The sequence below is a fragment of the Nocardioides sp. LMS-CY genome (assembly GCF_018732145.1).
GTDB classification, from domain to species: domain Bacteria; phylum Actinomycetota; class Actinomycetes; order Propionibacteriales; family Nocardioidaceae; genus Nocardioides; species Nocardioides soli.
In genome coordinates, this window is sequence record NZ_CP076104.1 from 5,108,318 (window position 1) to 5,132,446 (window position 24,129).

Here is a 24,129-nt window from a genome sequence, read left to right on the forward strand (position 1 = left end):
GGAGTGGGGCGGTGAATCACCGAATCGGCTGTAACGCCGGGTTACCCACTCTTCCCACCATGCTGCAACACCGTGGGAGCAGCGGACGACCCGGCGTCACAAGCGAGGTCGCTCACAGGTGGTCGGGCACGATCAGCGCGTCCGGGTCCTGCCGCGGCGGCACGTGGGCCAGCGCCACCTGCACGAGCGCGACCCGGGCCTTGAGCAGCACCGCCCGGCGGATCTTGCCGCCCTCCTCGCCGAGCCGCTCCTCCACCGCCGCGGTGATCTGGGCGTCGGTGAACGCCGGGCGAGTGCCGGGCTCGACGTCGACGTCCGGGAGTGCGACCAGCACCGGCAGCAGCTGGTCGCCGAGCCCGTCGAGGATCTGGAACCGCTGGAACCTCCCGAGCGCCTCCCAGGCCTCGTCGGCGGTGCGGCGTCCCTTGCGGACGTCCTTGTCCTGGGCGGCCAGCACGCTCTTGGCCGCTCCCGTGAGCGCCGCGGTCAGCTCGTGCTCGGTGAATCGCATGGGGCCATGATCCAGTACGGACTCGCAGCGTCGGGATAGTCCGTCACGTTCTGGTTGCCGTCACCGGCTTTCGACGACCAGAACGTGACGGACTATCCCGAACAGTGCAGCGTCAGGCCGCCGCGGCGGCCGCCTGGCGACGGGCCTGCTGCTCCAGCCGGGCCTGGGCGGCGCGGCGCACCTTGGGGCCCTTGGTCGACATCGCCCACAGCAGCTTCGCCTGCTCGGGCAGGTTCTTGACGGTGGTCGTCGCGAGCCAGCCGTTGGGCAGCGACAGTCGGACCACCCGGTGCCAGGCCGAGTAGACCTGCTGCGGCAGCGGCGCGGTGTGGTAGTTGAGGTCGTACTTCTCGAAGAGCGCCTGCACCCGGGGGGCGATCTCGGCGTACCGGTTGCTCGGCAGGTCGGGGAAGAGGTGGTGCTCGATCTGGTGCGAGAGGTTGCCGGTCATGATGTGCATGGCCTTGGAGCCGGAGATGTTGGCCGAGCCGAGCATCTGGCGCAGGTACCACTCGCCGCGGGTCTCGTTGGCCGGGATCGCCTTCTTCTCGAAGGTCTCGACGCCCTCGGGGAAGTGGCCGCACATGATCACCGAGTGCGACCAGATGTTGCGCACCAGGTTGGCGGTGAAGTTCGCCGCGAGCGTCGGCAGGAACGACCCGGTCGGGATCGACAGCGCCGGGTGCACGACGTAGTCCTTGGTGGCCTGCTTGCGGATCTTCTTCAGCGTGTTCTTGAGGTTGCGCTTGAACTCGTCGCTGCGCCTCTCCTTCGGCAGCCGCAGGTTGCGGCCCAGCTCGAGGTCGTACGCCGCGATGCCGTACTCGAAGAAGCACGCGTTGATGAAGTTCCACAGCGGCTGGGCGAGGTACGCCGGGTGCCAGCGCTGGTCCTCGTCGACGCGCATGATGCCGTAGCCGAGGTCGTTGTCCTTGCCGACGATGTTGGTGAAGTTGTGGTGGATCTCGTTGTGCGAGTGCTTCCAGCCGTCCGCGGTCGAGGCGTTGTCCCACTCCCACGTCGTCGAGTGGATCTTCGGGTCACGCATCCAGTCCCACTGACCGTGCATGACGTTGTGGCCGATCTCCATGTTCTCGAGGATCTTGGCGACCGACAGGCCGATCGTGCCGACGATCCAGGCCGGCGGCAGCGATGAGAACAGCAGCACCGCGCGACTCGCCAGTTCGAGCCGGCGCTGCACGTCGACGACCCGGTGGATGTACGCCGCGTCGCTCGCACCGCGCTCGTCGAGGATGTCCTGACGGATCGCGTCGAGCTCGATGCCGATCTGCTCGATGTCCTCGGGGGTGAGATGGGCCGTCGGGTTCACGGGCTTCTTCGTGATGGCGGTCATGCGACTCCTCGAATCGGGCCGGGGTCAGTGGTCGATCACACACGGCCCGGCGGCCGCGCTGATGCAGGTCTGGATCGGTACGCCGCCGGGCCCGGTCTCGCCGGGTACGGCGGTGGTGAGCGCGCCGTTGCGCAGGTCGCGGACGGCGCCCTCCTTCAGCGGCAGGACGCAGCCCATGCAGATGCCCATCCGGCAGCCGCTGGGCATCAGCACGCCGGCGTTCTCCGCGACGTCGAGGATCGGGGTGGCGCCGTCGGCCTCCAGCGGGGTGCCGCCGGCGAAGGTGACGGTGCCGCCGTCGCCTGCCTCGACCAGCTGCGCGCGGAAGCGCTCGGTGGCAAGGGTCAGCCCGCGCGCGTCGAAGTGCTCCTGGAGCGCGTCGAGCAGGCCGGCCGGACCGCAGGCGTACGCCGTGCGCTCGGCCAGGTCGGGCACCAGCCGGTCGAGGTCTGCCACGTCGAGCAGCCCGTGGGTGTCGGTGTGCAGCTCGACGAGGCGCAGCCACCCGGCCGCGTCGTACTGCCGCAGCTCGCTGCCGAAGATCACCTCGGCCCGCGAGAGCGCGGAGTGCAGCAGCACGATGTCGGTCTGGGGCCGCTCGGCGCGCGAGAAGAGGTTGCGGAGCATGCCGATCACCGGCGTGATGCCCGAGCCGCCGGTGACGAGCAGCAGCTTCGCGGGGATCGGCTGCGGCAGCACGAACTCGCCCTCGGACTGGTGCAGCTGGATCATCTGGCCGGGCCGGGCGCGACGGACCAGGTAGTTGGAGACCACGCCGCCGGGGATCGCCTTGACGGTGATGCTGATCCGGCGGTCGGCGCGCGGGCCGTGGGTGAGCGAGTAGGTGCGCCACAGGCGGACGCCGTCGACGTCGACGCCCACGCGGACGTACTGCCCCGGCACGTGGCCGGCCCAGTCCCGCCCCGGCTGGAGCAGCACGGTCGCGGACTGGTGGGTCTCGGGGCGGACCTCGACGATGCGGGCCCGCAGGTCGGCGCCGCGGCGCAGCGGGTGGAAGACGTCGAGCACGTCGCCCAGCTCGAGCGGCGTGACCGCGGCCTCGGCGACCCGGCGCAGCCCCTCGCGCAGGGATCGACCACGACGGGACCGGGTCGTTCCGGACGGGAGGGCGATGCTCATGACCACAGTCTGCTGCGCGCGACGCGCAAGATCATGACCGTAGGACGTGAAGATCGGGGTCGGCATTGTTCGCTGGTGATAAAACTGGACCATGGCCACTCCCCGGCGCACGGCCGATCACGGGCTCCGGCTCCCACCCCGGGCCGTCGAGCGGATGCGCGCCGAGCTGGCCGACGTCGCCGAGCACGTCGTCGCCGCGATCATCGACGAGGTGCCCAGCTACACCGACGCGTTCAGCGGGCCGATGGGCGAGACGATCCGCAACGCGGTGCAGCTCGCGCTGGGCGGGTTCCTCTCCCTCGCCAGCGGCCGGCGCGGTGCCGACCTGACCACACCCACCGCGCCCGCGGTCGACGGCGCCTACCAGCTCGGCCGCGGCGAGGCCCGCAGCGGCCGCTCGACCGAGGCGATCCTCGCGGCGTACCGGATCGGCGCCCGCGTCTCCTGGCGCGAGATGTCGACGACCGCGGTGCGCAACGGCCTCGACGGCGAGACGCTGGTCGCCTTCGCGGAGCTGGTCTTCGCCTACATCGACGAGCTCTCCGCCGCGAGCGTCGCCGGCCACAACGACGAGCTCGCCACCACCGGCCGGGTCCGGCAGCGCCGCCTGGAGCGGATCGCCCACCACCTGCTCACCGGCTCCCCGGCCGACACCGTGCTCGCGACGGCCGAGCGCGCGGGCTGGGAGCCGCCGAAGACGCTGACCGCGGTGATCGTGCCCGAGGCCCAGGTGCGCCCGGTGCTCGCCGCCGTCTCCCCGGGCACGATCGCGGCCACCGAGCCGCCCGAGCTCGACGAGGCGGTGCTGCTGCTGGTGCCCGACGCGCACGGGCACCGGCGTGCGGCGCTGCTGCGGACGCTCGGCACCCGCGGCTGCACGGCGGGGCCGCCGAGACCGTGGCTCGAGGTGCGCGCGTCGTACGACCGGGCCCTGCGTGCCCGGGCGGCCGGGCTCGAACTCGACACCGAGGCACACCTGGTGCCCCTGGTGCTCGACGCCGACCCCTCCGCTCGGGCGGACCTGCGCGCCCAGGTGCTCGCCCCGCTCGCCGCCCTGCGGCCCGGCACGGCCGAGAAGCTCGCCGACACGCTGCGCTCGTGGCTGCTCCACCACGGCCGCCGCGACGAGGTCGCGGCCGACCTGTTCGTGCACCCGCAGACCGTGCGCTACCGGATGGGCCAGCTGCGCGAGCTGTACGGCGACCGGCTCGACGACCCCGCGACCGTCCTGGCGCTCACCGTCGCGCTCGCGTGAGAGCGCAACCCTGACCCGAGGGCGTCGCTAGGCCGACCACTCCGGCCCGGGGTCCTCGCCCACGAGGCCGTCGACGGACTCGCGGATCAGATCGGCGTGGCCGACGTGCCGGCCGTACTCCTCGATCATGTCGTAGACGAGCCGGCGCACGTTGGCGTGCCGGCCCTCGTCGTCCGCGATGTCGGCGTCCCCGCCGAGCCCGACCTCCGCGATCGCCTCGTCGACGAGCGCCTGCCCCTTCGCGACCGATGCTCGGTAGAGCGCCTCGAGCGAGGCGGGGGTGTCGTCGTCCTCGACGCGGAAGTGCCAGTCGGGGTCGTCCCAGTCGGCGTCCTCGAACGGCGCGAACGGACGCCGGCCGTGCAGCTTCCAGGAGAACGTGATGGCCTCGACGACCGACAGGTGCTTGAGCAGGCCGCCCAGCGTCAGGGTCGAGGTGCCGAGCGTGGCGCGGATGCCGGCGTCGTCGACGCCGCCGCACTTCCACAGCAGGTAGGTGCGCATCCGGTTGAGCGACCCGACGAGGGCCTCGATCTCGGTGCCGGCCAGCGGGGTCTCGGTCCGGAAGACGTTCGGGGAGGTCGTCATGTCCGGCACACTAGGGGCATTCCCGGACGATCTACTTCCCCGACCGCCCGCGCGCTGCGCACGCTCGAGCTGATCCAGGCGCGCCCGGGCATGACGGCCGACCAGCTCGGCGCCGGGCTCGGCGTCACCGGCCGGGCGGCCCGGCGCTACGTCGCGATCCTGCGCGAGGCCGACCTCCCGATCGAGTCGGCGAGCGGGCCGTACGGCGGCTACCGGGTCGGCCGCGGCCTGCGGCTGCCGCCGCTGATGTTCACCGCGGCGGAGGCGACGGGTCTCGTGATGGCCACGCTGGAGGGCCACCCCCGCGCGGCCGACCCGGCCGACGTCGTCGGCGGCGCGCTCGCCAAGATCCTGCGCGTGCTGCCGGAGCGGCCCGCCGTACCGCACCCGCAGTCGGCCGGCGACATCGCACCCCACGAGCATCTCGAGCGCCTGGTCGCGGCGTGCGCGGCGTCGCGCACGCTGATGCTCGACTACCGGATCGGCGAGCGGATCTCGGAGATGGTGGTCGAGCCGTGGGCGGTCGTGCTGCGGCACAGCCACTGGTACCTGCTCTGCTGGTCGCGCAGCCGCGACGCCCAGCGGGTGCTGCGCGTCGACCGGGTCGCCGACGTGTCGGCGCTGCCCGAGACCTTCACTCCTCCCGCGGGCATCGACGCGCTGCGGGTCGTCGAGGAGCACTTCTCGCAGGGCTGGCGGTACGCCGCGGAGGTGCTGGTCGACGCGCCGGTCGAGCAGGTCCGGCGCTGGGTGCCGCGCAGCTTCGCGCTGCTGTCGGCCGAGGGCGACCGCACCCGGATGGTCGCCACCACCGACGACCCGGACTGGTACGCCGCTCGCCTCGCGATGCTCCCGGTGCCGTTCGAGGTGGTGGGCTCGCCGGAGCTGCGCTCGGCGTTGCGGTCGCTCGCCGCCCGGCTGGCGTCAGCCGCCTCGGACTAGTGGTCGTCGCTGGAAGTTCCTCGGGGGTGGCCCGTGCTCGGGGTGCGTGCATCGCAAGGCGCCGGAGCGCGGCTCTACTTGCTCGTCCAGCAAGCGACGGCAACGCCGCGAGGTGCGTGCCCGGGGTGCGGGCCACCCGAAGAACTTCCGGTGACGGCCACCAGGAGCTCGGCGACCAGCTCCGCGCGCAGCTCGTCGTGCTGCGGGCCGACCGCGTGCTCGGGTCCGACCCGCTCCGTCCAGTGGTGCAGCGCGGCCGGCCAGCCGACGATGTCGTCCGGCTCCCAGTGGTAGCGCGGCGTGACGTGGGCGTGCAGGAACGCGTCGGTGTTGCCCTGGATCTCGAGGTTGATCCGCTTGAACTGCGGGTCGCGCCGCGCGCACACCGCCGCCACCGCGCGGCCCAGCACGGCCATGTCGTCGAGGAAGACCAGCTGCCGCTCGGGCGTCAGGTCGGTGAGTTGGTCGACGCCCGGGGTGTCGGTGATCAGCACGCAGTAGCCCGGCAGGTGCTGCACGTCCCCGATCACGGCGAACCCGGCCCGCATCCGTCGGAGCACCATCGGGTTCGTGCCGGCCAGCGCCGTACCCACGCGGTCGCGGCGGAAGTCGTCAGGCACGCCGTCACCCTAGCTTCGCTAGGCCGCGGGGAGCCTCTCGGGCAGAACCGGCACTTCTCGGGTGTTGCATCGGCCGAGAAGTGCCGGGATACCCGGTGCACCGGGTATCCCGACGCCGCCTCAGAGCCCCTGCCAGTCCGGCTTGCCGGCGTACACCTCGCGGTAGTAGTCGAGCCGGGTCAGGCGGGCTGCGGCGGCGGGGTCGAGCAGCACGGTGGCGTGCGGGTGCAGCTGGAGAACCGAGGCGGGGCAGGAGGCGGAGACCGGGCCCTCGACGGCGGCGGCGACCGCGTCGGCCTTGGCCGCGCCGGTGGCGACGAAGAGCAGGTGCCGGGCGCGCAGGATGGTGCCGAGGCCCTGGGTGAGCACGTGCTGGGGGACCTGGTCGACCGACCCGAAGAAGCGGGCGTTGTCCTGCCGGGTCCGCGCAGTGAGGGTCTTCAGGCGGGTGGCGGAGGCGAGGGAGGAGCCGGGCTCGTTGAAGGCGAGGTGACCGTCGCCGCCGATGCCGAGCACCTGCAGGTCGACCCCGCCCGCGGCCTCGATCGCGGCCTCGTAGCGAGGGCCGGCGTCGGGGAGACCGTCCGGCGAGGGGTCCGGGCTGCGCACCCGGTCGCGGGCGATGCCGAGGCCGTCGGTGCACTCGCGGAAGATCGTCTCCCGGTAGGTCTCCGGGTGGCCGGCGGGGAGCCCGACGTACTCGTCGAGGGTGAAGCAGCGCACCGCGTCGTACGCCGGGCCGGCGCCGGTCCGGTGGCGGCGGATCAGCTCCTGGTACGTCGGGAGCGGGCTCGACCCGGTCGCCAGGCCGAGCACGGCGTCGGGCCGGCGGCGCACCAGCGCCTCGACCGCGTCGGCGGCGACCGCACCGGCCTCGGCGGCGGAGGAGAGCGGCACGACCTCCATCAGTCGACCTCCAGGCGCAGGTCGTCGGTGAGCCGGATCCGCTCCTCGCGCGGCGGCAGCCCGAGCAGGGTGAGCGGGGTCGTGGTGGCGGTGGCGACCGCCTCGTCGAGGGTGCAGCCGGTCTGGGCGACCAGCAGGCGCAGGCAGTCGAGCAGCGACGCGGCCGAGCCGGCGAGCGTGCCGTCGGCGAGCCGTACCGTGCCGGCGGAGACGATCACGTCCTGGTCGCCGAGGCGGGCCGGGCCGTCGGGCAGCCCGAGGGCGGCGGTGGTGTCGGAGACCGACACGAAGCGCTCGGGGCCGAGGGCACGCCAGGCGGCGCGCACGAAGTGCGGGTCGAGGTGGTGACCGTCGACGATCACCCCGGCGACCAGTCCGTCGGCCCCCAGCGCAACGCCGACCGGGCCGGGCTCGCGGGCCAGCAGCGGCGCCATCGCGTTGCCGAGGTGGGTCACGCACCGGGCGCCGGCCTCCACCGCGGCGACCACGTCGGCGGTCGCGGCCGCGGTGTGGCCGACCGACACGACGACGCCGCGGGCCACCAGCCGCTCGACGACGTCGATCGCCCCCGGCAGCTCGGGGGCGATGGTGACCATCGCGACGCCGGCCTCGCGCGACCAGCCGTCGACCAACTCGAGCGAGGGCGCCCGCAGCCAGTGCTCGGGGTGCGCGCCCTTGCGGGCGGGCGCGATCATCGGGCCCTCGAAGTGCAGTCCGAGCGGCTCCGCACCGACCCAGCCCGCGGGCGGCCCGGCGGCGTACGTCGCGAGGGCCTGCTCACGGGCCGCCGGGTCGCTGGTGATGATGGTCGGCACGAACGCGACGACGCCGTACGCCGGCAGCGCCGCCGCCACCTCCCAGAGCCGGTGCGGCTCGGCGGTGAGGTCGATGCCGGCGGCGCCGTTGACCTGGATGTCGACGAGACCGGAGACGGTGTTCATCGGCCCTCCTCGTGCCGGGCGGCGGTGAGCAGGCAACCCATCGCACGGCGGAATCGGTTGCTCACGCACCGCTGGCCAGGGCGACGGCCGGGCGGCGGTAAGCAGGCAACCGATCGGACGGCGGATTCGGTTGCTGACGCACCGCTGCCCGGGGCCGGCCGGCCCGTGACGGAGCTCATCGGCCCTCCTCGTGCCGGGCGGCGGTGAGCAGGCAACCCATCGGACGGCGGAATCGGTTGCTCACGCACCGCTGGCCAGGGCGGCGGCCGGGCGGCGGTGAGCAGGCAACCGATCGGACGGCGGAATCGGTTGCTGACGCACCGCTGCCCAGGGCCGGCCGGCCCGTGACGGAGCTCATCGGCCCAGCAGCGCGGCGCCGACGGCGGCCACGGGGTAGTCGGCGGGCACCACGCGGATCCGGCCCGCGAGGTCGAGCGAGGCGAGGAACGGCGAGCTGGCCGCCTGGTCGAGCAGCGCCTGCGCGACCGCCACGCGCAGCGGGTCGCCGAGCTGGGCGACCCCGCCGCCGAGGACGATCGTGGCCGGGTCGACGGCCAGGCTCAGGACCCGCACCGCGCTGGCGACCCCGGCGGCGAACTCGTCGCGCACCTGGATTGCCTTCTCCTCACCGGCCTGCGCGGCCGCGAACAGCGCCTGGGCGGGCGGTACGTCGCCGGAGGGCCAGGCCGCGGCCAGGGCCGATCCGGAGGCGATCGTCTCGAGGCAGCCGCGCTGGCCGCAGGAGCACAGCGCGCCCTGCGGATCGACCGGGACGTGCCCGATCTCGCCGGCGGCGCCGTGCACGCCACGGCGGAGCCGGCCGTCGAGGACCAGGCCCGCCGCGAGACCGGTGCCGATGCTCAGGTAGATCAGGTCCTGGTCGCCGCTGAGCGCGGTGGCGCCGAGGCTGGCGGCGTTGACGTCGTTCTCGACCACGGCGCGGACGCCGAGGCGCTCGCCGAGCAGGTCGCCGAGCGGCACGAAGTCGCCGTCGAGGCCGAGGTTGACCGCGTGCTTGACCGCACCGTGCTCGACGTCGACGAGGCCGGGGACGCCCACCCCCACCGGCCCGGTGAGCGGGTCGCCGGTGGCCGCCCGCAGCGCGTCGACGACGCGACCGGCCGACTCGACGACGCCGCCCGCGCCGCGCTCGGTGCGCTCGCGGACCTCGGCCCGGATCTTCCCGTCGTCGTCGAGCACCACACCGAGGGTCTTGGTCGCCCCGATGTCCAGACCGAGCTTCACCGGTCCCACCCTGCCTCTCGCAACAGCTCGGTCACCGCGGCGGCTCCCGGTCGGGAGTAGCCGCGGGTCAGGATCCTGGGCACCGGGCCGTCGTACGGACCCGGCCACCCCCACTCGATGATGGTCGCAGCGCCCTCGGTCACGATCTCCGGCCGGCGGTGCGCGTCGCGCACCTGGAGGATCACCGGCCGGTCGGTGTCCAGCCGCTCACCCGGCGCGACGGTGGCGTCGGGCGCCAGGCCCCACGGCACCTCGCCGACGGCGATGTTGGCCGGCGTCGCGACGCTGACCACGACCGCGCCGCGCAGGTCGGGCAGCTCGCCCTCGACGGTCAGCGAGCGGCGGGCACCGGCCAGCTGGTGGTCGCCGCAACTGCGCAACTGCGCGGAAACGGCGAGCGCGGGCACGCCAGGCGTGCCATAGCCCCGCAACTGCGCCACTCTGGCGGCCGCGGACCGCAGCCGCTCCGCGGACAGCCGCCCGTCGTGCACGGCGGCCACGATGGCCGCCTGCGTCGCGCGCACCAGGGACGCTGGCTTCTCGGGGCCGATGCAGAGCAGGTCGGCCCCGGCGGACAGCGACAGCACGGCCGCCTCCGGGATGCCGCGGCCGGCCGACGCGCCGGCCATGTCGAGGGCGTCGCTGACGATGACGCCGTCGTACCCGAGCTCGTCGCGCAGCAGGCCGAGCACCGGGGCGCTGAGGGTTCCGGGCAGGTCCGGGTCGAGGGCGGGGACCACGATGTGGGAGGTCATCACCGACGCGATGCCGGCTTCGATCGAGGCCGCGAACGGCACCAGCTCGCGGGTGCGGAGGGTGTCGAGGCCGACCTCGATGGTGGGCAGCTCGAGGTGGCTGTCCTGGGCGGTGTCTCCGTGGCCCGGGAAGTGCTTGGCGCACGCCGCGACCCCGGCCTCCTGCAGGCCGGCCACCCAGGCCGCGACGTGGGCCGCGACGGCCCGCGGGTCGGTGCCGAAGCTGCGGGTGCCGATCACCGGGTTGTCCGGGTCGGTGTTGACGTCGGCGACCGGACCGAGGTCGAGGTTGATCCCGACCGCGGCCAGCGACACACCGACCGCGCGGCCGGTGTCGCGGGTCAGGTCGAGGTCGTCGACCGCCCCGAGCGCGGCGGCACCGAGCACCGGGCTGCCGTCGAGGGCGTGCAGGCGGGTCACGTCGCCGCCCTCCTCGTCGACGGCGATCACCGCGTGCGGGTTGGCCGCCCGGATCGCGGCACTCAGCGCCGCGACGGCGTCAGGGCCGTCGGCGGTGTTGCTGCCGAAGTAGCAGATCCCACCCAGGCCGGCGGCCAGCAGGTCGGCGTACTCCCCCGGCAGCGTGGTGCCGGCGAAGGCCGGCAGCTGCACGGCCAGCGCCTGGGTCTCGAGCGAGGAGCTCATCCCTTGACCGCGCCGGAGGTGAGGCCGGCGACCATCCGGCCCTGGACGACGAGGAAGAACACGATCACGGGTACCGCGATCAGCGTGGAGCCGGCCATGATGCCGCCCCAGTCGGTGCCGCGGTTGACGTCGGTGAACGTCGAGAGCCACAGCGGCAGCGTGCGCTGGTCCTCGCGGGTCATCACCACGAGGGCGAGGGTGAACTCGTTCCAGGCCTGGATGAAGCCGAAGACGCCGGTCGCCACCAGGCCGGGCGCGAGCAGCGGGAAGGTGATCCGGAAGAACGCCTGGGTGCGGGAGCAGCCGTCCATCATCGCGGCCTCCTCCAGCTCGTACGGCACGCCGGTCACGAAGCCGCGCAGGGTCCAGATGGTGAAGGGCAGCACCAGCGACACATAGACCAGCGACAGGCCGATGACCGTGTTGAGCAGGTCCATGGCCTCCAGCATCTTGTACTGGGAGATGAACAGGCCTTCGACCGGGATCATCTGGATCACCAGCAGGGTGACGATGAACGACATCCGGCCCCGGAACCGGAACCGGGAGACCGCTACGGCCGCGACGAACGCGAACGCGAGCGCCACCACGATCGTCAGCACCGTCACCATCAGGCTGATCTTCAGCGCGTTGAGGAACTGGTCGGTCTCGAAGACCGTGCGGTAGTTGTCGAGGTTTCCGCCGAAGGGGACCCAGGTCGGGACCGGGTTGCGGATCTCGTTGCGGTTCAGGAAGGAGCTGTTCACCATCCAGTAGACCGGGAAGATCGCGACCAGGAAGGCGACGACGCCGACGACGTTGGCGCCGATCCGCAGCGAACGGCGAGGGGTGCGCGACATCAGTCTTCACTCTCCTGCTTGAGCATGGCGCGGACGTACGGCGCGGTCAGGATCACGGTGAGCAGCAGCATGAAGATGGCGACCGCCGCCGCCATGCCGAACTTCCCGCCGCCGATCCCGAGCCGGTAGATGTAGGTGCCCAGCAGGTTGGTGTCGCGGGTCGAGCCGCCGGCCTGCTGGAGGATGAAGATCTGGGTGAAGACGCGCAGGTCCCAGATGACCTGGAGCAGCCCGACGACCAGCAGTACCGGGCGGATCGCGGGGAGTACGACGTGCCGCAGCCGCTGCAGCGGGCTGGCGCCGTCGATCTCCGCGGCCTCGACCAGGTCCTCCGAGACCTGGGTCAGCGCGGCGTACACGGTGAAGGCGACGAACGGCACGCTCATCCACACCACGATCACGGTGGCGACGAAGAAGAAGGAGAGCGGCTCGAGCAGCCACGGGTGGCCCTGGAAGTCGAGGCCGAGCTTGGTGAGCAGGTAGTTGACGATGCCGTACTGGGTGTCGAAGAGCCACTGCCAAACGGTCAGGGAGGCCACGACCGGCATCGCCCACGCGAGCAGCAGTCCGGTCTGCAGCAGCACCCGCACCCACGAGGTCATGTGCCGCATCAGCAGGGCGAGGCCGACGCCGATCGCCATGGTGACCGCCGCGTTGACGAGGCAGAAGACCAGCGAGCGCAGGGTGACCCGCCACAGGTAGGGGTCGGTGACCAGCTCGCGGTAGTTCCCGAGCCCGACCCACTCGGGCGGCCGGCCGAACTGCTGGGCCAGGCCGAAGTCCTGGAACGACAGCACCACCTGGCGGACCAGCGGATAGCCGAGCGCCACGGCGAGCGCCACCGTCGCCGGGATCAGCAGCGCGTACGGCAACGGCGTACGACGTGCGCGCGGTGCGCTCCCGTTCATCCGGCCTCCTCCTCTCATCATCGCGGGCCCGACGGGTCGGGTCCGGGCATGGCGCGGCCGGGGCGGCGGATCCGCCGCCCCAGCCGTCCGTTGGGTCTGGCTCGCTGCCGGCCCGGTCCGCCGGACCGGCAGCGGTGCGTCAGCCGTTGATCTGCGAGTTCATCTGCTCGTCGGCCTTCTGGGCCAGCTCGGTCACGTCGCCGCCCTGGGCGATCGCGCTGAACAGGTCCTCCAGGACCCGCGAGCCCTCGACGTTCGCCCAGCCGGGGGCGGCCGGGGTCAGCTTGGCGTTGGACGCCGCGGCGATGGTGGCCTGCGCGAACTCGTCGTCACCGAGCAGCGGCGCCAGCGAGGTCTTGGCCGGCGTCAGCCCGGCCTTGGCCATGATCGTCTGGTAGTCGTCGCTGAGCATCAGCGCGACGGCCTTCTGGGCCAGCTCCTGGTTGGCCGACTTGGCCGAGATCGCGATGTCGGACCCGCCGAGCAGCACCGGAGCGGGCTCGCCGTCACTGCCGGGCATCGCGAAGACGCCGATCTGCTTGCCGAGGGTGTCGGGGCAGCCGGACTTCGGGTCGTTGATCAGGCCGGTCACCCAGCCCGGGGTCGACATCATGCCGACCTCACCGGCGCACCACGGCGTCCACGGGTCGGCCTCGTTGCCGTCCTTGGGGGCGCCGGACGCCTCGGTGAAGAGCTTCTGGGCGGTCTCGAGACCGGCGATCGACTCGGGGGACTCCAGGGAGCCGCTCCACTCGCCGCCGTCGTCGGTGGCCAGGTCACCGCCGGCGTCCCAGATGAACGTCGCGCCGTTGCGCCAGTCCTGGCCGGGGAACCAGAAGCCGGAGAAGTTGGCCGGCTTGGGGTTCGCCTTCTTCAGGGCGATCGCCGCGTCGACGAACTCGTCCATGGTGGTCGGCACGTCGATGCCGGCCTTCTGGAGGAGGTCCTTCCGGTAGAAGATGTACTTCGAGCCGGCGTAGTACGGCACGGCGTACGTCTTGCCGTCGACCGTGGCGCCGTCGACGAAGCCCTGGAGCAGGTCGTCGCCGCCGAGGTCGTCGAGCTGGTCGGTGAGGTCGGAGAACGCACCGGCGGAGGTGAACGTCGGGGCCTGGGTGTTGCCGATCTCGACGACGTCCGGGGTCTCCGAGGCGCTGGAGAGCGAGGTCGTGAGCTTCTCGACGAGGCCGTCCCACTCCTGCTGCTCGATGGTCAGCGTGGAGCCGGGGTTCTGGTCCTCGAAGGTCTTCTTCAGCCAGTCGCGCGCGTCCTGCGGCGTGTCGGTGCCGTTGAGCCAGACGCGGATGTCCGCCGTCGTGGGCCCACCGTCGCTGGACGAGCCGCCGTCCGAGTCGTCGCCGCCACAGGCAGCCAGGGTCGCCGTGGCCAGCGTGGCCATCGCTGCGACCGCGAGGGTCTTCTTGATCCGCACCGCAGTGTTCCTCTCTTGCGTTACCCGAAGTGATGAATCAGTGGTGATCCAGTGGTGGGTGATCCAGTGGTGGTGGTCCAGGGACGGCGCCGAGCCGGGTCCTGGGGTGCCGGTCCGCCGGGATGACGGCCGTGTCTGTGGGGGCGCTCATGAGACGCCCAGCTGTCCGGCGAGCACGAGGACGGCGGCGCCCACGAGCACCACGTCCTCGCCCAGCTCGGAGGTGCGCACGACGAGGCCCGCGGAGCTGACCGGCATGGTCCGCTCGCGGATGCTGCGGTCGGCGGCCTCGCGCAGCGGCCCGTCGAGGAGCTCCTGCGGGCCGCTCAGCACGAGCTCGTGGAGGTTGAGGGTGCCGACCACCGGCGCGAGGGCCGCGCCGAGCTGCTCGCCCACCCGGGTCAGCACCTCGACGGGGTCGTGACCGGCGAGGCGCCTGCGCAGGTGGGGCACGGCGAGGATGGTCTCCAGGCAGCCGCTGCGGCCGCAGGCGCAGCGATCGCCGGAGGGGTCGACGACGACGTGCCCGATCTCGCCCGCGGCGCCGAGGTGGCCGTGGAGCAGGGAGCCCTCGAGGATCAGCCCGGCACCCACACCGGTGCCGACCCGGAGCACCATCAGCCCGCCGTCGCCCGAGGCGCCGAAGGTGTGCTCGCCGAGCACGGCGGTGTTGGCGTCGTTCGCGACGAAGACCGGCAGGCCGAGGGCATCGGCGAGGCTGGCCGCGAGCGGGGTGTCGGTCCAGGCCAGGTTGGGCGCGTCGATCACGGTGCCGGCGGCGTCGACGACGCCGGGGCTGCCGACGCCGACGCCGAGCACAGGCCGGTCGGTCATCGCGATCAGCTCGGTGGCGAGGCGGTGCACCAGCGCCACGGCGGCAGCGCCCACGGCGCCGTCGAGCGGAAGCTCGTGGCGGGCCCGGACCGTGCCCGCGAGGTTGACGACCGCGCCCGTCATCCGATCGGTGGCCGAGAGGTCGATGCCGACGACGTGGGTGGAGTCGGCGTTCAGCCCGACCAGCGTCGGCGGCTTGCCGACCCGGCTCTGGGCCGGCGCCCCGAGCTCCTCGACCAGCCCGCCGGAGACCAGCTCACCGACCAGGTCGGAGACCGTGACCCGGGTCAGCCCGGTGGTCCGGGCCAGGTCGGCGCGGCTCGCCGGCCCCTCGCGGAACAGCTGCTGGAGCAGCAGCGAGCGGTGGTGCCGGCGAGCGTCCTCCTGAAGGAGCTTGCCGCGGGGCCGGAGGGGTCGGCCGACCGGTGAGGTCTGGGTCACGTTTGTTAGTTCAGCGCACTTACATATTCGTCGTCAAGGGTTTGCCCCGAATTTCGTCGACGGCCTTGGTGCAGGGATACCCCGAACCGTCAGGCCGAGGCCCGGACGGCGGCCCGGGCACCGGCCAGGGCGGCGACCACCGCGAGCCCCAGGCAGGTGGCGACGATCGCGACGAGGGGCAGCCACGGCACGGTCATCGGCACGTCCGGTACGTCGCGGGTCGTCGCGTAGCGGATCAGCCAGGCCACGAAGCCGGTCACCAGTGCCCCGAGCAGCAGGGCGGCCGCGCCGACGAGGCCGGCCTCCCAGATCACCATCCGGCGCAGCTGGTCGCCGGTCGCGCCGAGCAGGCCGACCGTGCGCAGCTGGCGGCGGCGCTGGGAGACGCCCACCAGCACGGCGTTGACGATCGCGATGGCGGCGTAGAGGCCGGCCGGCCCGAGCAGCACCCACAGCCCGACCTGGTTGCCGGCCCGGGTCTGCGCGTCGACCTGGTCGATCCACGCGTCGGCGCCGAGCACGATCGCGCCGGTGCCGGCGAGCACGGCGTCGAGGTCGGCGCTACCGGGGTCGACGAAGACCACGTCGGGCACCACCCGGCCGGCCTTCGCGCCACCGAGCGCGGGCGGCACGAGCACCTCGGCGTACAGGTCCGGGGCGTCCCCGACCACGGCGGCCACCCGCGGCCGGACCGGCTCGCCGTCGACCCGGATCCGGATCGGGTCGCCGATGCCGACGCCGGCGTCCATCGCGTAGGTCTCGGTCACCGCGACCCGGTCGTCGCCGAGGTCGTCGAGGCTGCCGCGGACCGCGGCGAGGCCGCGCGACCTCTCGGCGAGGCGGACGTCGATCACCTCGTGCTCGCCCACCACGATCCGCGGGTCGGCCACCGCCACGCCGGGATCGGCCACCAGCCGACTCGCGACCGCGCGGTCGCCGCCGGTCTCGACCACGACCGGCGCGTGCAGCTGGGCACGGTCCAGCGCGGTGGTCCAGTCGGCGGTGAAGCTCAGCGTCACGATCATCGAGCCCGCGATCGCCGAGATCGCCAGGATCGGCGCGGCCAGCGCCGCCGGCGTCCGGGCACCGGTGCGGACGTGGTCGCCCGCCAGCCGCGCGGCGATGTCGCGGCGTGCGAACGGCCGGGCCAGCAGCCCGGACAGCCAGGGGAACAGCAGCCGGCCGAAGCAGACCAGGCCGATCACCACCACCTCGGGCAGCAGGATCCCGGTGACCAGGGCGAAGAGCGGGCTGATCTCGTCGGCCACGAAGAAGACCGCGACCGGTCCGACCAGGCAGACCGTGCCGACGACGATCTGCACCACGCTGGGCCGACGACGCTCGAGCCCCGCCTCGCGGAACGCCGCCACGGGCGCGACCCGCGCGGCCCGCTTCGAGGCCCGCCACGAGCCGAGCAGCGCGACGCCCGCACCGCAGCCGGCCGCCACCGACCAGGCGATCCACGGCGCCGGCATGGTCAGGTCGACCGCGAGCAGCCCCTGTGCCTCGAGCAGGGCGACGAACACCGGCGTCACGACGGTCGCCAGCAGCGACCCGGCGACGGTGGCCAGCACGGCGACCACCGCCGACTCCCCCAGCACCATCGTGCGGACCTGGCGCGGCGTCGCGCCGACCAGCCGGAGCAGGCCGAGCTCGCGCTGGCGCGCGGCGACCACGAACCCGAAGGTGCTCGCGACGACGAACATCGCCATGAAGAGCGCGACCCCCGACATCACCCCGATCATCGACGCGAGGTCGTCGAGCTGGGCGCGCTCCGCCGCGGTCACGCCGGGCCGGCGCGAGCTGACGTCGACGGCACTGGCGAGGCTCACGGCCATCGCGATCAGCACGACACCGCAGGTCAGGGCGACGAACGCGCCGACGTACGGCGGCCACGACTGCCGGACCGTCTGCCGGCTCAGCCCGAGCATCACGGGCCGGGCGGTCATCGCTCGAGCTCGCTCATCGCGGCGGCGATCTGGTTCGCGTCGGCCCGGTCCAGGCGGCCGACGACCTGCCCGTCGGCGAGGAACAGCGTGCCGTGCGCGTACGACGCGGCCAGCGGGTCGTGGGTCACCATCACCACGGTCTGGCCCTGCTCGTCGGAGAGCGAGCGCAGCAGCTGGAGCACCTGGCGGCCGGAGGCGCGGTCCAGCGCACCGGTGGGCTCGTCGGCGAAGAGCACCTCGGGCCGCAGGTGCAGCGCCCGCGCGATCGCGACGCGCTGCTGCTGTCCCCCGGACAGCTCCGCGGGCCGCCGGCGCGCCTGCTCGGCGAGCCCGACCTGGCCGAGCGCGTGGCGCACCGCGTCGCGGTCGACCCGGCGCCCGGCGAGCCGGGCGGGGAGGGCGACGTTGTCGGCGGCGCTGAGCGCGTCGAGCAGGTTGTAGGACTGGAAGACGAACGCCATCGACGTACGTCGCATCCGGGTCAGCGCGGTCTGGCTCATCGGGCCGAGCGGCTTGCCGCCGATGCGGACGTCGCCGCGGGTGGGCCGGTCCAGTCCGGCCGCCACCTGCAGCAGCGTCGACTTGCCGGAGCCCGACGGCCCCATCACGGCGGTGAACGTGCCGCGCTCGAAGGCGTGGGTGACCCCACGGAGCGCGTGCACCTCCCCCGCTCGCGATCGGTAGGTGCGGGTGACGCCGTCGAGCAGGACGGCCGGGAACGTGGTCATGGCCCCATCCCAGCCGCGTTCGCCGTCCGGATCCCTGGCCTGCGCGCGACACCCGGGGTAGCGCGTGCGCTACCCCCACGCGAGGCGTCGAGCCCTAGGGTCGGGGCATGACCCGGACGCCGGACGCGTGGACCGCCCTGCGCGCGGATCCGTGGCGCTACCTGGGATCACGCTGGCCGTGGGGTGCGCTGGCGTACGTCGTCAGCACGATCCCGATCGGCATCGCGGTGCTCGTCGTCCTGGCGACCACCCTGGTCGTCGGTGCGGTCACGGCCGTCCTGGTCGTCGGACTGGTCGTGCTGGCCGGAATCCCCGTGCTGGCGGGGCTCCTGGGCGTCGTCGAGCGTGCCCGGCTGCGGCTCGTGCAGGCCGCGCCGCCGTCCGGCATGTCGTGGAGCGAGCGGCTCCGGGCCGGTCGCGGGCTCGCGGTGTCGTGGCCCGAGGTGGGCTACGCGTTCCTGGTCTCGGTCGTGCTCTGGCCGATCGACTTCGTGGTGGCGCTGGTCGCGATCACGGTCCCGGTCGTGCTGCTGCTGGCGCCGTGGCTCTCGCGCGTCGACCGGATGGAGGTGCTCGGCTGGTCGGTCGACAGCACCGCCGAGTCGTGGCTCGCGGTCGCCGTCGGGCTCGTGGCGCTCGCGGTCTCGGCGTACGTCGTGGGCCTGCTCGCGGTCGCCCAGGCCGCCCTGGCCCGGCTGCTGCTCGAGCCGCGGGACGCCGAGCTGGTCCGCGCGGTGGCCGAGCTGCGCCGGTCGCGGGTCGACCTGGTCGACGCGTTCGAGACCGAGCGGCGGCGCATCGAGCGCGACCTGCACGACGGCGTGCAGCAGCGGCTCGTGGCGCTGACGATGACGCTGGGCAGCGCGGAGCTCGACGTACCCGACGGTCCCGGGCTCACGCTGGTCCGGCAGGCGCACCGGCAGGCCGAGGAGGCGCTCGAGGAGCTGCGGGCGACGGTGCGCGGCATCCACCCGCGGGTGCTCGCCGACCACGGGCTCGCCGCCGCCGTGCACGAGATCGCCGACCGATCGCCGGTGCCGGTGTCGGTCGACATCCGGCTCGACGAGCGACTGCCCGAGCCGGTCGAGACCGCGGCGTACTTCGTCGTCAGCGAGGCCCTCACCAACGTGGTCCGCCACTCCGGCGCGCGGCGCGCGCAGGTGCACGGCTGGCGGCAGGCCGAGACGTTCGTGCTGACGGTGGTCGACGACGGACGCGGTGGCGCGGTCCTCGACCGCGGCACTGGGAGCGGGCTGGCCGGGCTCGCCGTGCGCCTCGACGCGCTCGGCGGCGAGCTGCGCGTGACCAGCCCGGCCGGCGGCCCGACCGAGGTGCGGATGGCGGCACCGTGCGCCGCCTGAGGATCGTGCTCGCCGAGGACTCGGCGCTGCTGCGCGAGGGCCTGGTCGGGATCCTCGAGCGCGCCGGACACGAGGTGGTCGCGGCGGTGGCGGACGCCGACGCCCTGCTGGTGTACGTCGCGCGGGAGCTGCCCGACGTCGTCGTCACCGACATCCGGATGCCGCCCACCCACACCGACGAGGGCCTGCGCGCGGCCGCGCGGATCCGTGCGGAGCACCCCGAGATCGCGGTCATGGTGCTCTCGGCGTACGTCGCGGAGGCCTACGTACCCGAGCTCCTCGAGGCCGCGCCCGACACGGCCACCAGCGGCGTCGGCTACCTGCTCAAGGACCGGGTCGGCCACGTCCGGGAGTTCCTGGACAGCCTCGACCGGGTCGCCGGCGGCGAGACCGTCGTCGACCCGCAGGTGGTGCGCCAGCTGCTCGGCCGGCGCCGCGACGACGGGCCGCTGGCCACCCTGACGGCGCGCGAGCGCGAGGTGCTGGCGCTGATGGCCGAGGGCCGCACCAACGGCTCGATCGCCGAGGAGCTGGTCGTCAGCGAGGCCGCGGTGCGCAAGCACGTGGGCGGCATCTTCGCCAAGCTGCGCCTCGACCCGGCCTCCGACCGTCGGGTCTCGGCGGTGCTGGCCTACCTGCGCGGCGCCTGACGGCGCCTGACGGCGCTCAGGGTGCCAGCGACGCCTCGTCGGGCGGGGCGACCGTGAGCACCGCGTCCTCGATGAGCGGGTTGCGCTCGATGTCGGCCTCCACCGCGCGCAGCCGGATCGCGAGGTGGTCCTCGGTGTCGTCGCCGACCAGGTCGACCGCGGCGACCACGAAGAGCCGCTGCGGCCCGACGTACTCCAGGTGCAGGTAGGTGAGGCGTTCGATCTGGGGATGCTCCAGCAGCCGGGCGATCACGCGCGACCGGGTGTCGGCGGTCGGAGCCTCGCCGAGCAGGTAGTCCATGTTGCGCCGGATCAGGAAGACCGCGACGAAGCCGAGCAGCACACCGATCGCGATCGACCCGAGCGCGTCGTACGCCGGGTTGCCGGTCAGCTGGTGCAGGCCGATGCCGGCCGCGGCCACGAGGATGCCGATCAGCGCGGAGAAGTCCTCGAAGAAGACCGCGCGCAGCGTCGGGTTCGACGTGCGCGCGACGTACCGGAGCGGGTGGGTGCCGAAGCGCCGGGACGCCCCGTGCACCTGGCGGCTGGCCTGGACGAACGACGTGCCCTCGAGCAGGAACGCGATGCCGAGCACCACGTAGTTGACCGTGAAGCTCGCCTCGCCGTCGGACCCGGACCGCAGGGCGGTGAGGCCGTGCCAGACCGACACCACCGCCCCGGCGGTGAAGAGACCGAAGGCCGCGATCATCGACCAGGCGTACGTCGCACGGCCGTAACCGCGCGGATGCTCCTCGTCGCGGGGCCGACTGCCGCTGCGCTCGGCGATCAGCAGGAAGATCTCGTTGCCGGTGTCGGCCCACGAGTGCGCGGCCTCCGCAACCATCGCCGCCGACCCCGTGAGCGCGGCCGCGGCCGACTTGGCCACCGCGAGCAGCCCGTTGGCGGCCAGCGCCACCAGCACGGTGAGGAGGGACTCGCTGCCGGTCGGCTCCTCGGGTACGTCGGTGGCCGCCATGCTCCCTTCGTACCCGACCTCGTGCCCGTCGACCAGTGGCTCGCACCCGCCCGGCTACGGTCGAGGCCATGCGTTCCCCCGCCGCCGCGCTGCTGCTCGCGCTGGCGGTGCTCGCGGGCTGCAGCAACGCCGGGGACGACCCGGCGCCGCTCCCGGCCCGGGCCACCGGCGACCCGACGGCCTCGCCGGCGAGGTACGACCGGTACGTCGCGCTCGGCGACTCCTACACGGCGGCGCCGCTCGTGGCGCCGACCGACACCGGCACGATCTGCCTGCGCTCGGGAGTCAACTACCCGGCGCTGGTCGCCGAGGCGCTGCCGGGCACGGCGCTGACCGATGTCAGCTGCAGCGGCGCGTCGACCGCGAACGTCCGGGCCGCCCAGCGCGGCATGACCGGGTCGGTGCCGCCGCAGCTGGACGCGGTGCGGCCGCGCACGGACCTGGTCACGATCGGCCTCGGCGGCAACGACGGGAGCCTCTTCGCCACCCTGTTGGGCGGCTGCACCCGGCTCGCGGCCGACGACCCGGCCGGCGGACCGTGCGCCGCTCGCTTCGCCGGCGAGCTCGAGCCGACGCTGACCACGATCCGCGACCGCCTGGTCGGGGTCGTCGACGACGTCCGGGAGCGCGCCCCCGAGGCCCGGGTGCTCCTGGTCGGCTACCCGCAGATCGTGCCGGCCTCCGGCACCTGTCCCGACCTGCCGCTGGCCGCGGGCGACTACGCGTTCGCCCGCGACGTCAACCATCGACTGACCGAGGCGGTCCGCGCCGCCGCCGAGACGGCCGACGCGGAGTACGTCGACGTCTGGGCGGCCACCGAGGGCCACGACATCTGCGCCGCCGACCCGTGGATCAACGGGCGGGTGACCTCGGCCGACCGGGCCCTCGCCTACCACCCGCTCGCGGCCGAGCAGCGGGCCGTTGCCGACCTGGTGCTGGAGGCGATCCGCTAGCGGTCGTCGTGGACGACGTGCCCGGCGACGACCGTGGTCGCGACCGGCATCGCCCGCAGCGCCGCGCCGAGCTCGGCGGTGTCGGCGGGGCCGAGGTCGCGCAGGAGGGGGTCGCGGTCGAGCAGCACCAGGTCGCCCCGCGACCCGACGCCGACGGTCGGCTGGCCGTCGACCGACGCGGCGAGCGCCTCGCGCACGGTCAGCGCCTGCTCGCCGTGCCACGGCCCGCGCTCGTCGGCGCTGCGGTGTACCGCGGACGCCATCGCGAGCCACGGATCCAGCGGCGAGACCGGCGCGTCCGAGCCGAGCGCGAGCTCCACGCCGTCGTCGACCATCCACCGGAACGCGAAGCAGCGCTCCGACCGCGCGCCCCAGATCCGGTCGGTCACGTCGCGGTCGTCGAGGAGGTGGGCCGGCTGCACGCTGGCCCGGACGCCGAGCTCGGCCATCCGGCGTACGTCGTCGCGTCGGCACAGCTGCGCGTGCTCGATCGCGCCGCGGGCACCGGTCTCGGCGTACGCCGCCAGCGCCTCGCGAACCGCCGCGTCGCCGATCGCGTGGGTGGCGATCTCGAGGCCGCCGGCGTGCGCGCGGGCCAGCTGCTCGCGGAGCTCGGCGCCCGAGAGGTTGGGCTGGCCGGAGGGGTACTCGAGCCGGTGCGCGTCGCCGTACGGCTCGCAGCACCACGCGGTGCGGGTGTTGAGCGAGCCGTCGCTGATGATCTTGAGCGGGCCCATCGTCAGGCGCGGGTCGGCGGAGAGCGGGTCGCCGGTGCGCAGGCCGGCGGCGATCACGTCGTCGAGGGTGTCGGCGTACGTCGCCCAGCGGATCCGCAGCCGGTCGCAGCCCTGTCCCCAGCGCTCGGCCCACTCCTCGCGGCTCGCCCCGAACTCGAAGTCGACCAGGCCCGCGACGCCCCGCGCCGCCGCGGCGTCGAGCGTGCGTCGGTAGGCCTCGGGCGAGGTGCCGTCGCTGCCGACGAGCGTGGCGAGGCGGGGGTAGACCGCGAACCACTCGGTCTCGCGCACCACCGAGTCGCGCACCGGCATCGCGAGGTGCATCAGCGCCGTGGTGTTCAGCCACGCGTGGTGGCCGTCGCCGCTGATCAGCACGACCGGCGTGTCGCCGGACACCGCGTCGAGCTCGGAGACCGTGACCTCACGGTCCCAGCCGGCGGAGCGGTGGCCCCAGCCGACGACGGGCAGGCCGGGGTGCTGGGCGATCCAGTCCGCGACCGCGCGGGTGGCGTCCTCCGGCGAGCGCGCCCCGGCGAGGTCGAGCCGCTGCGACGCGAGCGTCCACTGCGCGAGGTGGGTGTGCTGGTCCCACAGGCCCGGGATGATCCACCGCCCCGCGGCGTCGATCTCGTCGACGCCCCGCGGACGATCCAGGTCCGGGCCGACCCCGGCCACGGTGCCGCGCTCGATCAGGACGTCGACGGGCGCATCGGCGGCGTGCTCCCCGGATCCGATCGGGATCAGGCGGGCGTTGCGGATGAGGATGCTCGACACGGTCCGACGCTAACGGGCCCGGGCCAGTCGCCGACGGGCGAGGTTCTCGTGGGCCATCCGGCGCAGCGAGATGAGGATCGGCTCGTTGACCAGGGTGCCGATCACGGCGTACGTCGTGGCGTCCTCGGCGTCGCGGCGGGGGGTGGTCGCCAGGTCGCGGCGCGCGACGTCGGCGGCCGCCGCGGCGTAGACGTCGAGCGTCTCGTCGGACATCGGCTGGCCGGCCGCGGCCGCGGTGTCGAGGGCCGCGGCCAGGGCCGTCGCGTGGCTGGCACCCGGGTCCGTGTGCCAGCGCCGGCGGCGCACGAGCCGGGAGACCCGCTCGCGGGCCGCATCGCTCGGCTCCGTCGCGGGGGGCGACGAGAGCTCCATGTGGGCGACGCCGATCCGCGCCATCAGGTCGCTCCGGTCGTCGTCGACCGCCTCGAGCACCTCCCGCACCCGGTCGAGCCCCAGCCCGGCAATGTCGATCAAGGCGCGGATCAGCCGCAGCCGTCGCACGTGCGACTCGTCATACACCGCGCGGGTCGCGCCCTGCGCCTCGCCGGGAGGGAGCAGCCCCTCCCGCAGGTAGTACTTCACAGTCGCGACCGGCACACCACTGCGCTGCGACAGCTCGGAGATCCACACGGGACGATCTTGACATTG

The 24,129-nt window shown here is 73.7% G+C and carries 23 protein-coding genes; 5 read left to right on the forward strand and 18 right to left on the reverse strand.

The features are described 5' to 3' along the window. Window positions 1-112: 112 nt before the first annotated feature. The 3 genes from KM427_RS24090 to KM427_RS24100 all read right to left on the reverse strand — a co-directional run bounded on the left by KM427_RS24090 (window position 113) and on the right by KM427_RS24100 (window position 3,005). Complete coding sequence (locus tag KM427_RS24090; RefSeq protein ID WP_183595150.1) at window positions 113-511, reverse strand: hypothetical protein; 399 nt, start codon at window positions 509-511, stop codon at window positions 113-115. A 112-nt stretch (window positions 512-623) separates the two neighbouring features. Beyond that, complete coding sequence (locus tag KM427_RS24095) at window positions 624-1,865, reverse strand: fatty acid desaturase family protein (RefSeq protein WP_183595149.1); 1,242 nt, start codon at window positions 1,863-1,865, stop codon at window positions 624-626. 24 nt (window positions 1,866-1,889) lie between these two features. Continuing rightward, window positions 1,890-3,005: a ferredoxin reductase gene (locus tag KM427_RS24100; protein ID WP_183595148.1), complete on the reverse strand. Its 1,116-nt coding sequence runs from the start codon at window positions 3,003-3,005 to the stop codon at window positions 1,890-1,892. A gap of 91 nt (window positions 3,006-3,096) precedes the next feature. On the opposite strand from KM427_RS24100, the gene KM427_RS24105 reads away from it, so the two are divergent. Next, entirely contained in the window at window positions 3,097-4,260 is a 1,164-nt protein-coding gene (locus tag KM427_RS24105) for a PucR family transcriptional regulator (RefSeq protein ID WP_183595147.1), read from the forward strand. 27 nt (window positions 4,261-4,287) lie between these two features. Here the strand turns inward: KM427_RS24105 and KM427_RS24110 are convergent, their stop codons facing one another. Further along, window positions 4,288-4,848, reverse strand: a complete 561-nt coding sequence (locus KM427_RS24110) for a mycothiol transferase (protein ID WP_215525595.1) — start codon at window positions 4,846-4,848, stop codon at window positions 4,288-4,290. A gap of 90 nt (window positions 4,849-4,938) precedes the next feature. On the opposite strand from KM427_RS24110, the gene KM427_RS24115 reads away from it, so the two are divergent. After that, complete coding sequence (locus KM427_RS24115) at window positions 4,939-5,790, forward strand: helix-turn-helix transcriptional regulator (protein ID WP_215525596.1); 852 nt, start codon at window positions 4,939-4,941, stop codon at window positions 5,788-5,790. Window positions 5,791-5,864: 74 nt separating this feature from the next. On the opposite strand, the gene KM427_RS24120 is transcribed toward KM427_RS24115, so the two are convergent. From KM427_RS24120 to KM427_RS24170, 11 genes are all read right to left on the reverse strand, one after another. Continuing rightward, complete coding sequence (locus KM427_RS24120) at window positions 5,865-6,410, reverse strand: HIT family protein (protein ID WP_215525597.1); 546 nt, start codon at window positions 6,408-6,410, stop codon at window positions 5,865-5,867. 120 nt (window positions 6,411-6,530) lie between these two features. Next, window positions 6,531-7,316: a glucosamine-6-phosphate deaminase gene (locus tag KM427_RS24125; protein WP_215525598.1), complete on the reverse strand. Its 786-nt coding sequence runs from the start codon at window positions 7,314-7,316 to the stop codon at window positions 6,531-6,533. Then, complete coding sequence (locus KM427_RS24130; RefSeq protein ID WP_215525599.1) at window positions 7,316-8,257, reverse strand: N-acetylglucosamine-6-phosphate deacetylase; 942 nt, start codon at window positions 8,255-8,257, stop codon at window positions 7,316-7,318. Before KM427_RS24130 ends, KM427_RS24125 begins: the two co-directional genes overlap by 1 nt. Window positions 8,258-8,611: 354 nt before the next feature. Further along, window positions 8,612-9,502, reverse strand: coding sequence for an ROK family protein (locus KM427_RS24135; protein WP_252274839.1), 891 nt, complete (start codon window positions 9,500-9,502; stop codon window positions 8,612-8,614). After that, the gene (locus KM427_RS24140) at window positions 9,499-10,902 is read right to left on the reverse strand and encodes a glycoside hydrolase family 3 protein (RefSeq protein WP_215525601.1); all 1,404 of its coding nucleotides are present in this window, start codon (window positions 10,900-10,902) and stop codon (window positions 9,499-9,501) included. The genes KM427_RS24135 and KM427_RS24140 overlap by 4 nt, the downstream gene beginning before the upstream one ends. Then, on the reverse strand, window positions 10,899-11,738 hold the full coding sequence (locus KM427_RS24145; protein ID WP_183595141.1) for a carbohydrate ABC transporter permease: 840 nt from the start codon (window positions 11,736-11,738) through the stop codon (window positions 10,899-10,901). Before KM427_RS24145 ends, KM427_RS24140 begins: the two co-directional genes overlap by 4 nt. Further along, complete coding sequence (locus KM427_RS24150) at window positions 11,738-12,646, reverse strand: carbohydrate ABC transporter permease (RefSeq protein WP_215525602.1); 909 nt, start codon at window positions 12,644-12,646, stop codon at window positions 11,738-11,740. Before KM427_RS24150 ends, KM427_RS24145 begins: the two co-directional genes overlap by 1 nt. A gap of 139 nt (window positions 12,647-12,785) precedes the next feature. Next, window positions 12,786-14,078 carry an extracellular solute-binding protein gene (locus tag KM427_RS24155; RefSeq protein WP_215525603.1) on the reverse strand — a complete coding sequence of 431 codons (1,293 nt, stop codon included), beginning with the start codon at window positions 14,076-14,078 and terminating at the stop codon, window positions 12,786-12,788. A 147-nt stretch (window positions 14,079-14,225) separates the two neighbouring features. Next, window positions 14,226-15,353 carry an ROK family transcriptional regulator gene (locus KM427_RS24160; protein ID WP_215525604.1) on the reverse strand — a complete coding sequence of 376 codons (1,128 nt, stop codon included), beginning with the start codon at window positions 15,351-15,353 and terminating at the stop codon, window positions 14,226-14,228. Between the two features lie 89 nt (window positions 15,354-15,442). Further along, window positions 15,443-17,302, reverse strand: a complete 1,860-nt coding sequence (locus KM427_RS24165) for an FtsX-like permease family protein (protein WP_215525605.1) — start codon at window positions 17,300-17,302, stop codon at window positions 15,443-15,445. Continuing rightward, the gene (locus KM427_RS24170) at window positions 17,299-18,030 is read right to left on the reverse strand and encodes an ABC transporter ATP-binding protein (RefSeq protein ID WP_215525606.1); all 732 of its coding nucleotides are present in this window, start codon (window positions 18,028-18,030) and stop codon (window positions 17,299-17,301) included. Before KM427_RS24170 ends, KM427_RS24165 begins: the two co-directional genes overlap by 4 nt. 107 nt (window positions 18,031-18,137) lie before the next feature. On the opposite strand from KM427_RS24170, the gene KM427_RS24175 reads away from it, so the two are divergent. Further along, window positions 18,138-19,391 carry a sensor histidine kinase gene (locus tag KM427_RS24175; RefSeq protein WP_215525607.1) on the forward strand — a complete coding sequence of 418 codons (1,254 nt, stop codon included), beginning with the start codon at window positions 18,138-18,140 and terminating at the stop codon, window positions 19,389-19,391. Continuing rightward, window positions 19,388-20,041 (forward strand): response regulator transcription factor, encoded by a 654-nt coding sequence (locus KM427_RS24180; protein WP_183595299.1) that lies wholly within the window; start codon window positions 19,388-19,390, stop codon window positions 20,039-20,041. The genes KM427_RS24175 and KM427_RS24180 overlap by 4 nt, the downstream gene beginning before the upstream one ends. Window positions 20,042-20,057: 16 nt before the next feature. Here KM427_RS24180 and KM427_RS24185 read toward each other — a convergent pair whose 3' ends face one another. Continuing rightward, a complete protein-coding gene (locus KM427_RS24185) occupies window positions 20,058-21,017 on the reverse strand; it encodes a cation diffusion facilitator family transporter (protein ID WP_215525608.1) in 960 nt (319 codons plus the stop codon). A gap of 68 nt (window positions 21,018-21,085) precedes the next feature. Here KM427_RS24185 and KM427_RS24190 point away from each other — a divergent pair, with 68 nt between their 5' ends. Continuing rightward, entirely contained in the window at window positions 21,086-21,970 is an 885-nt protein-coding gene (locus KM427_RS24190; RefSeq protein WP_215525609.1) for an SGNH/GDSL hydrolase family protein, read from the forward strand. Here the strand turns inward: KM427_RS24190 and KM427_RS24195 are convergent. Both KM427_RS24195 and KM427_RS24200 read right to left on the reverse strand, forming a co-directional pair. Further along, the gene (locus tag KM427_RS24195) at window positions 21,967-23,481 is read right to left on the reverse strand and encodes an amidohydrolase (protein WP_215525610.1); all 1,515 of its coding nucleotides are present in this window, start codon (window positions 23,479-23,481) and stop codon (window positions 21,967-21,969) included. The genes KM427_RS24190 and KM427_RS24195 overlap by 4 nt on opposite strands. A gap of 9 nt (window positions 23,482-23,490) precedes the next feature. Continuing rightward, window positions 23,491-24,111 carry a MerR family transcriptional regulator gene (locus tag KM427_RS24200; RefSeq protein WP_215525611.1) on the reverse strand — a complete coding sequence of 207 codons (621 nt, stop codon included), beginning with the start codon at window positions 24,109-24,111 and terminating at the stop codon, window positions 23,491-23,493. Between the last annotated feature and the right edge of the window lie 18 nt (window positions 24,112-24,129).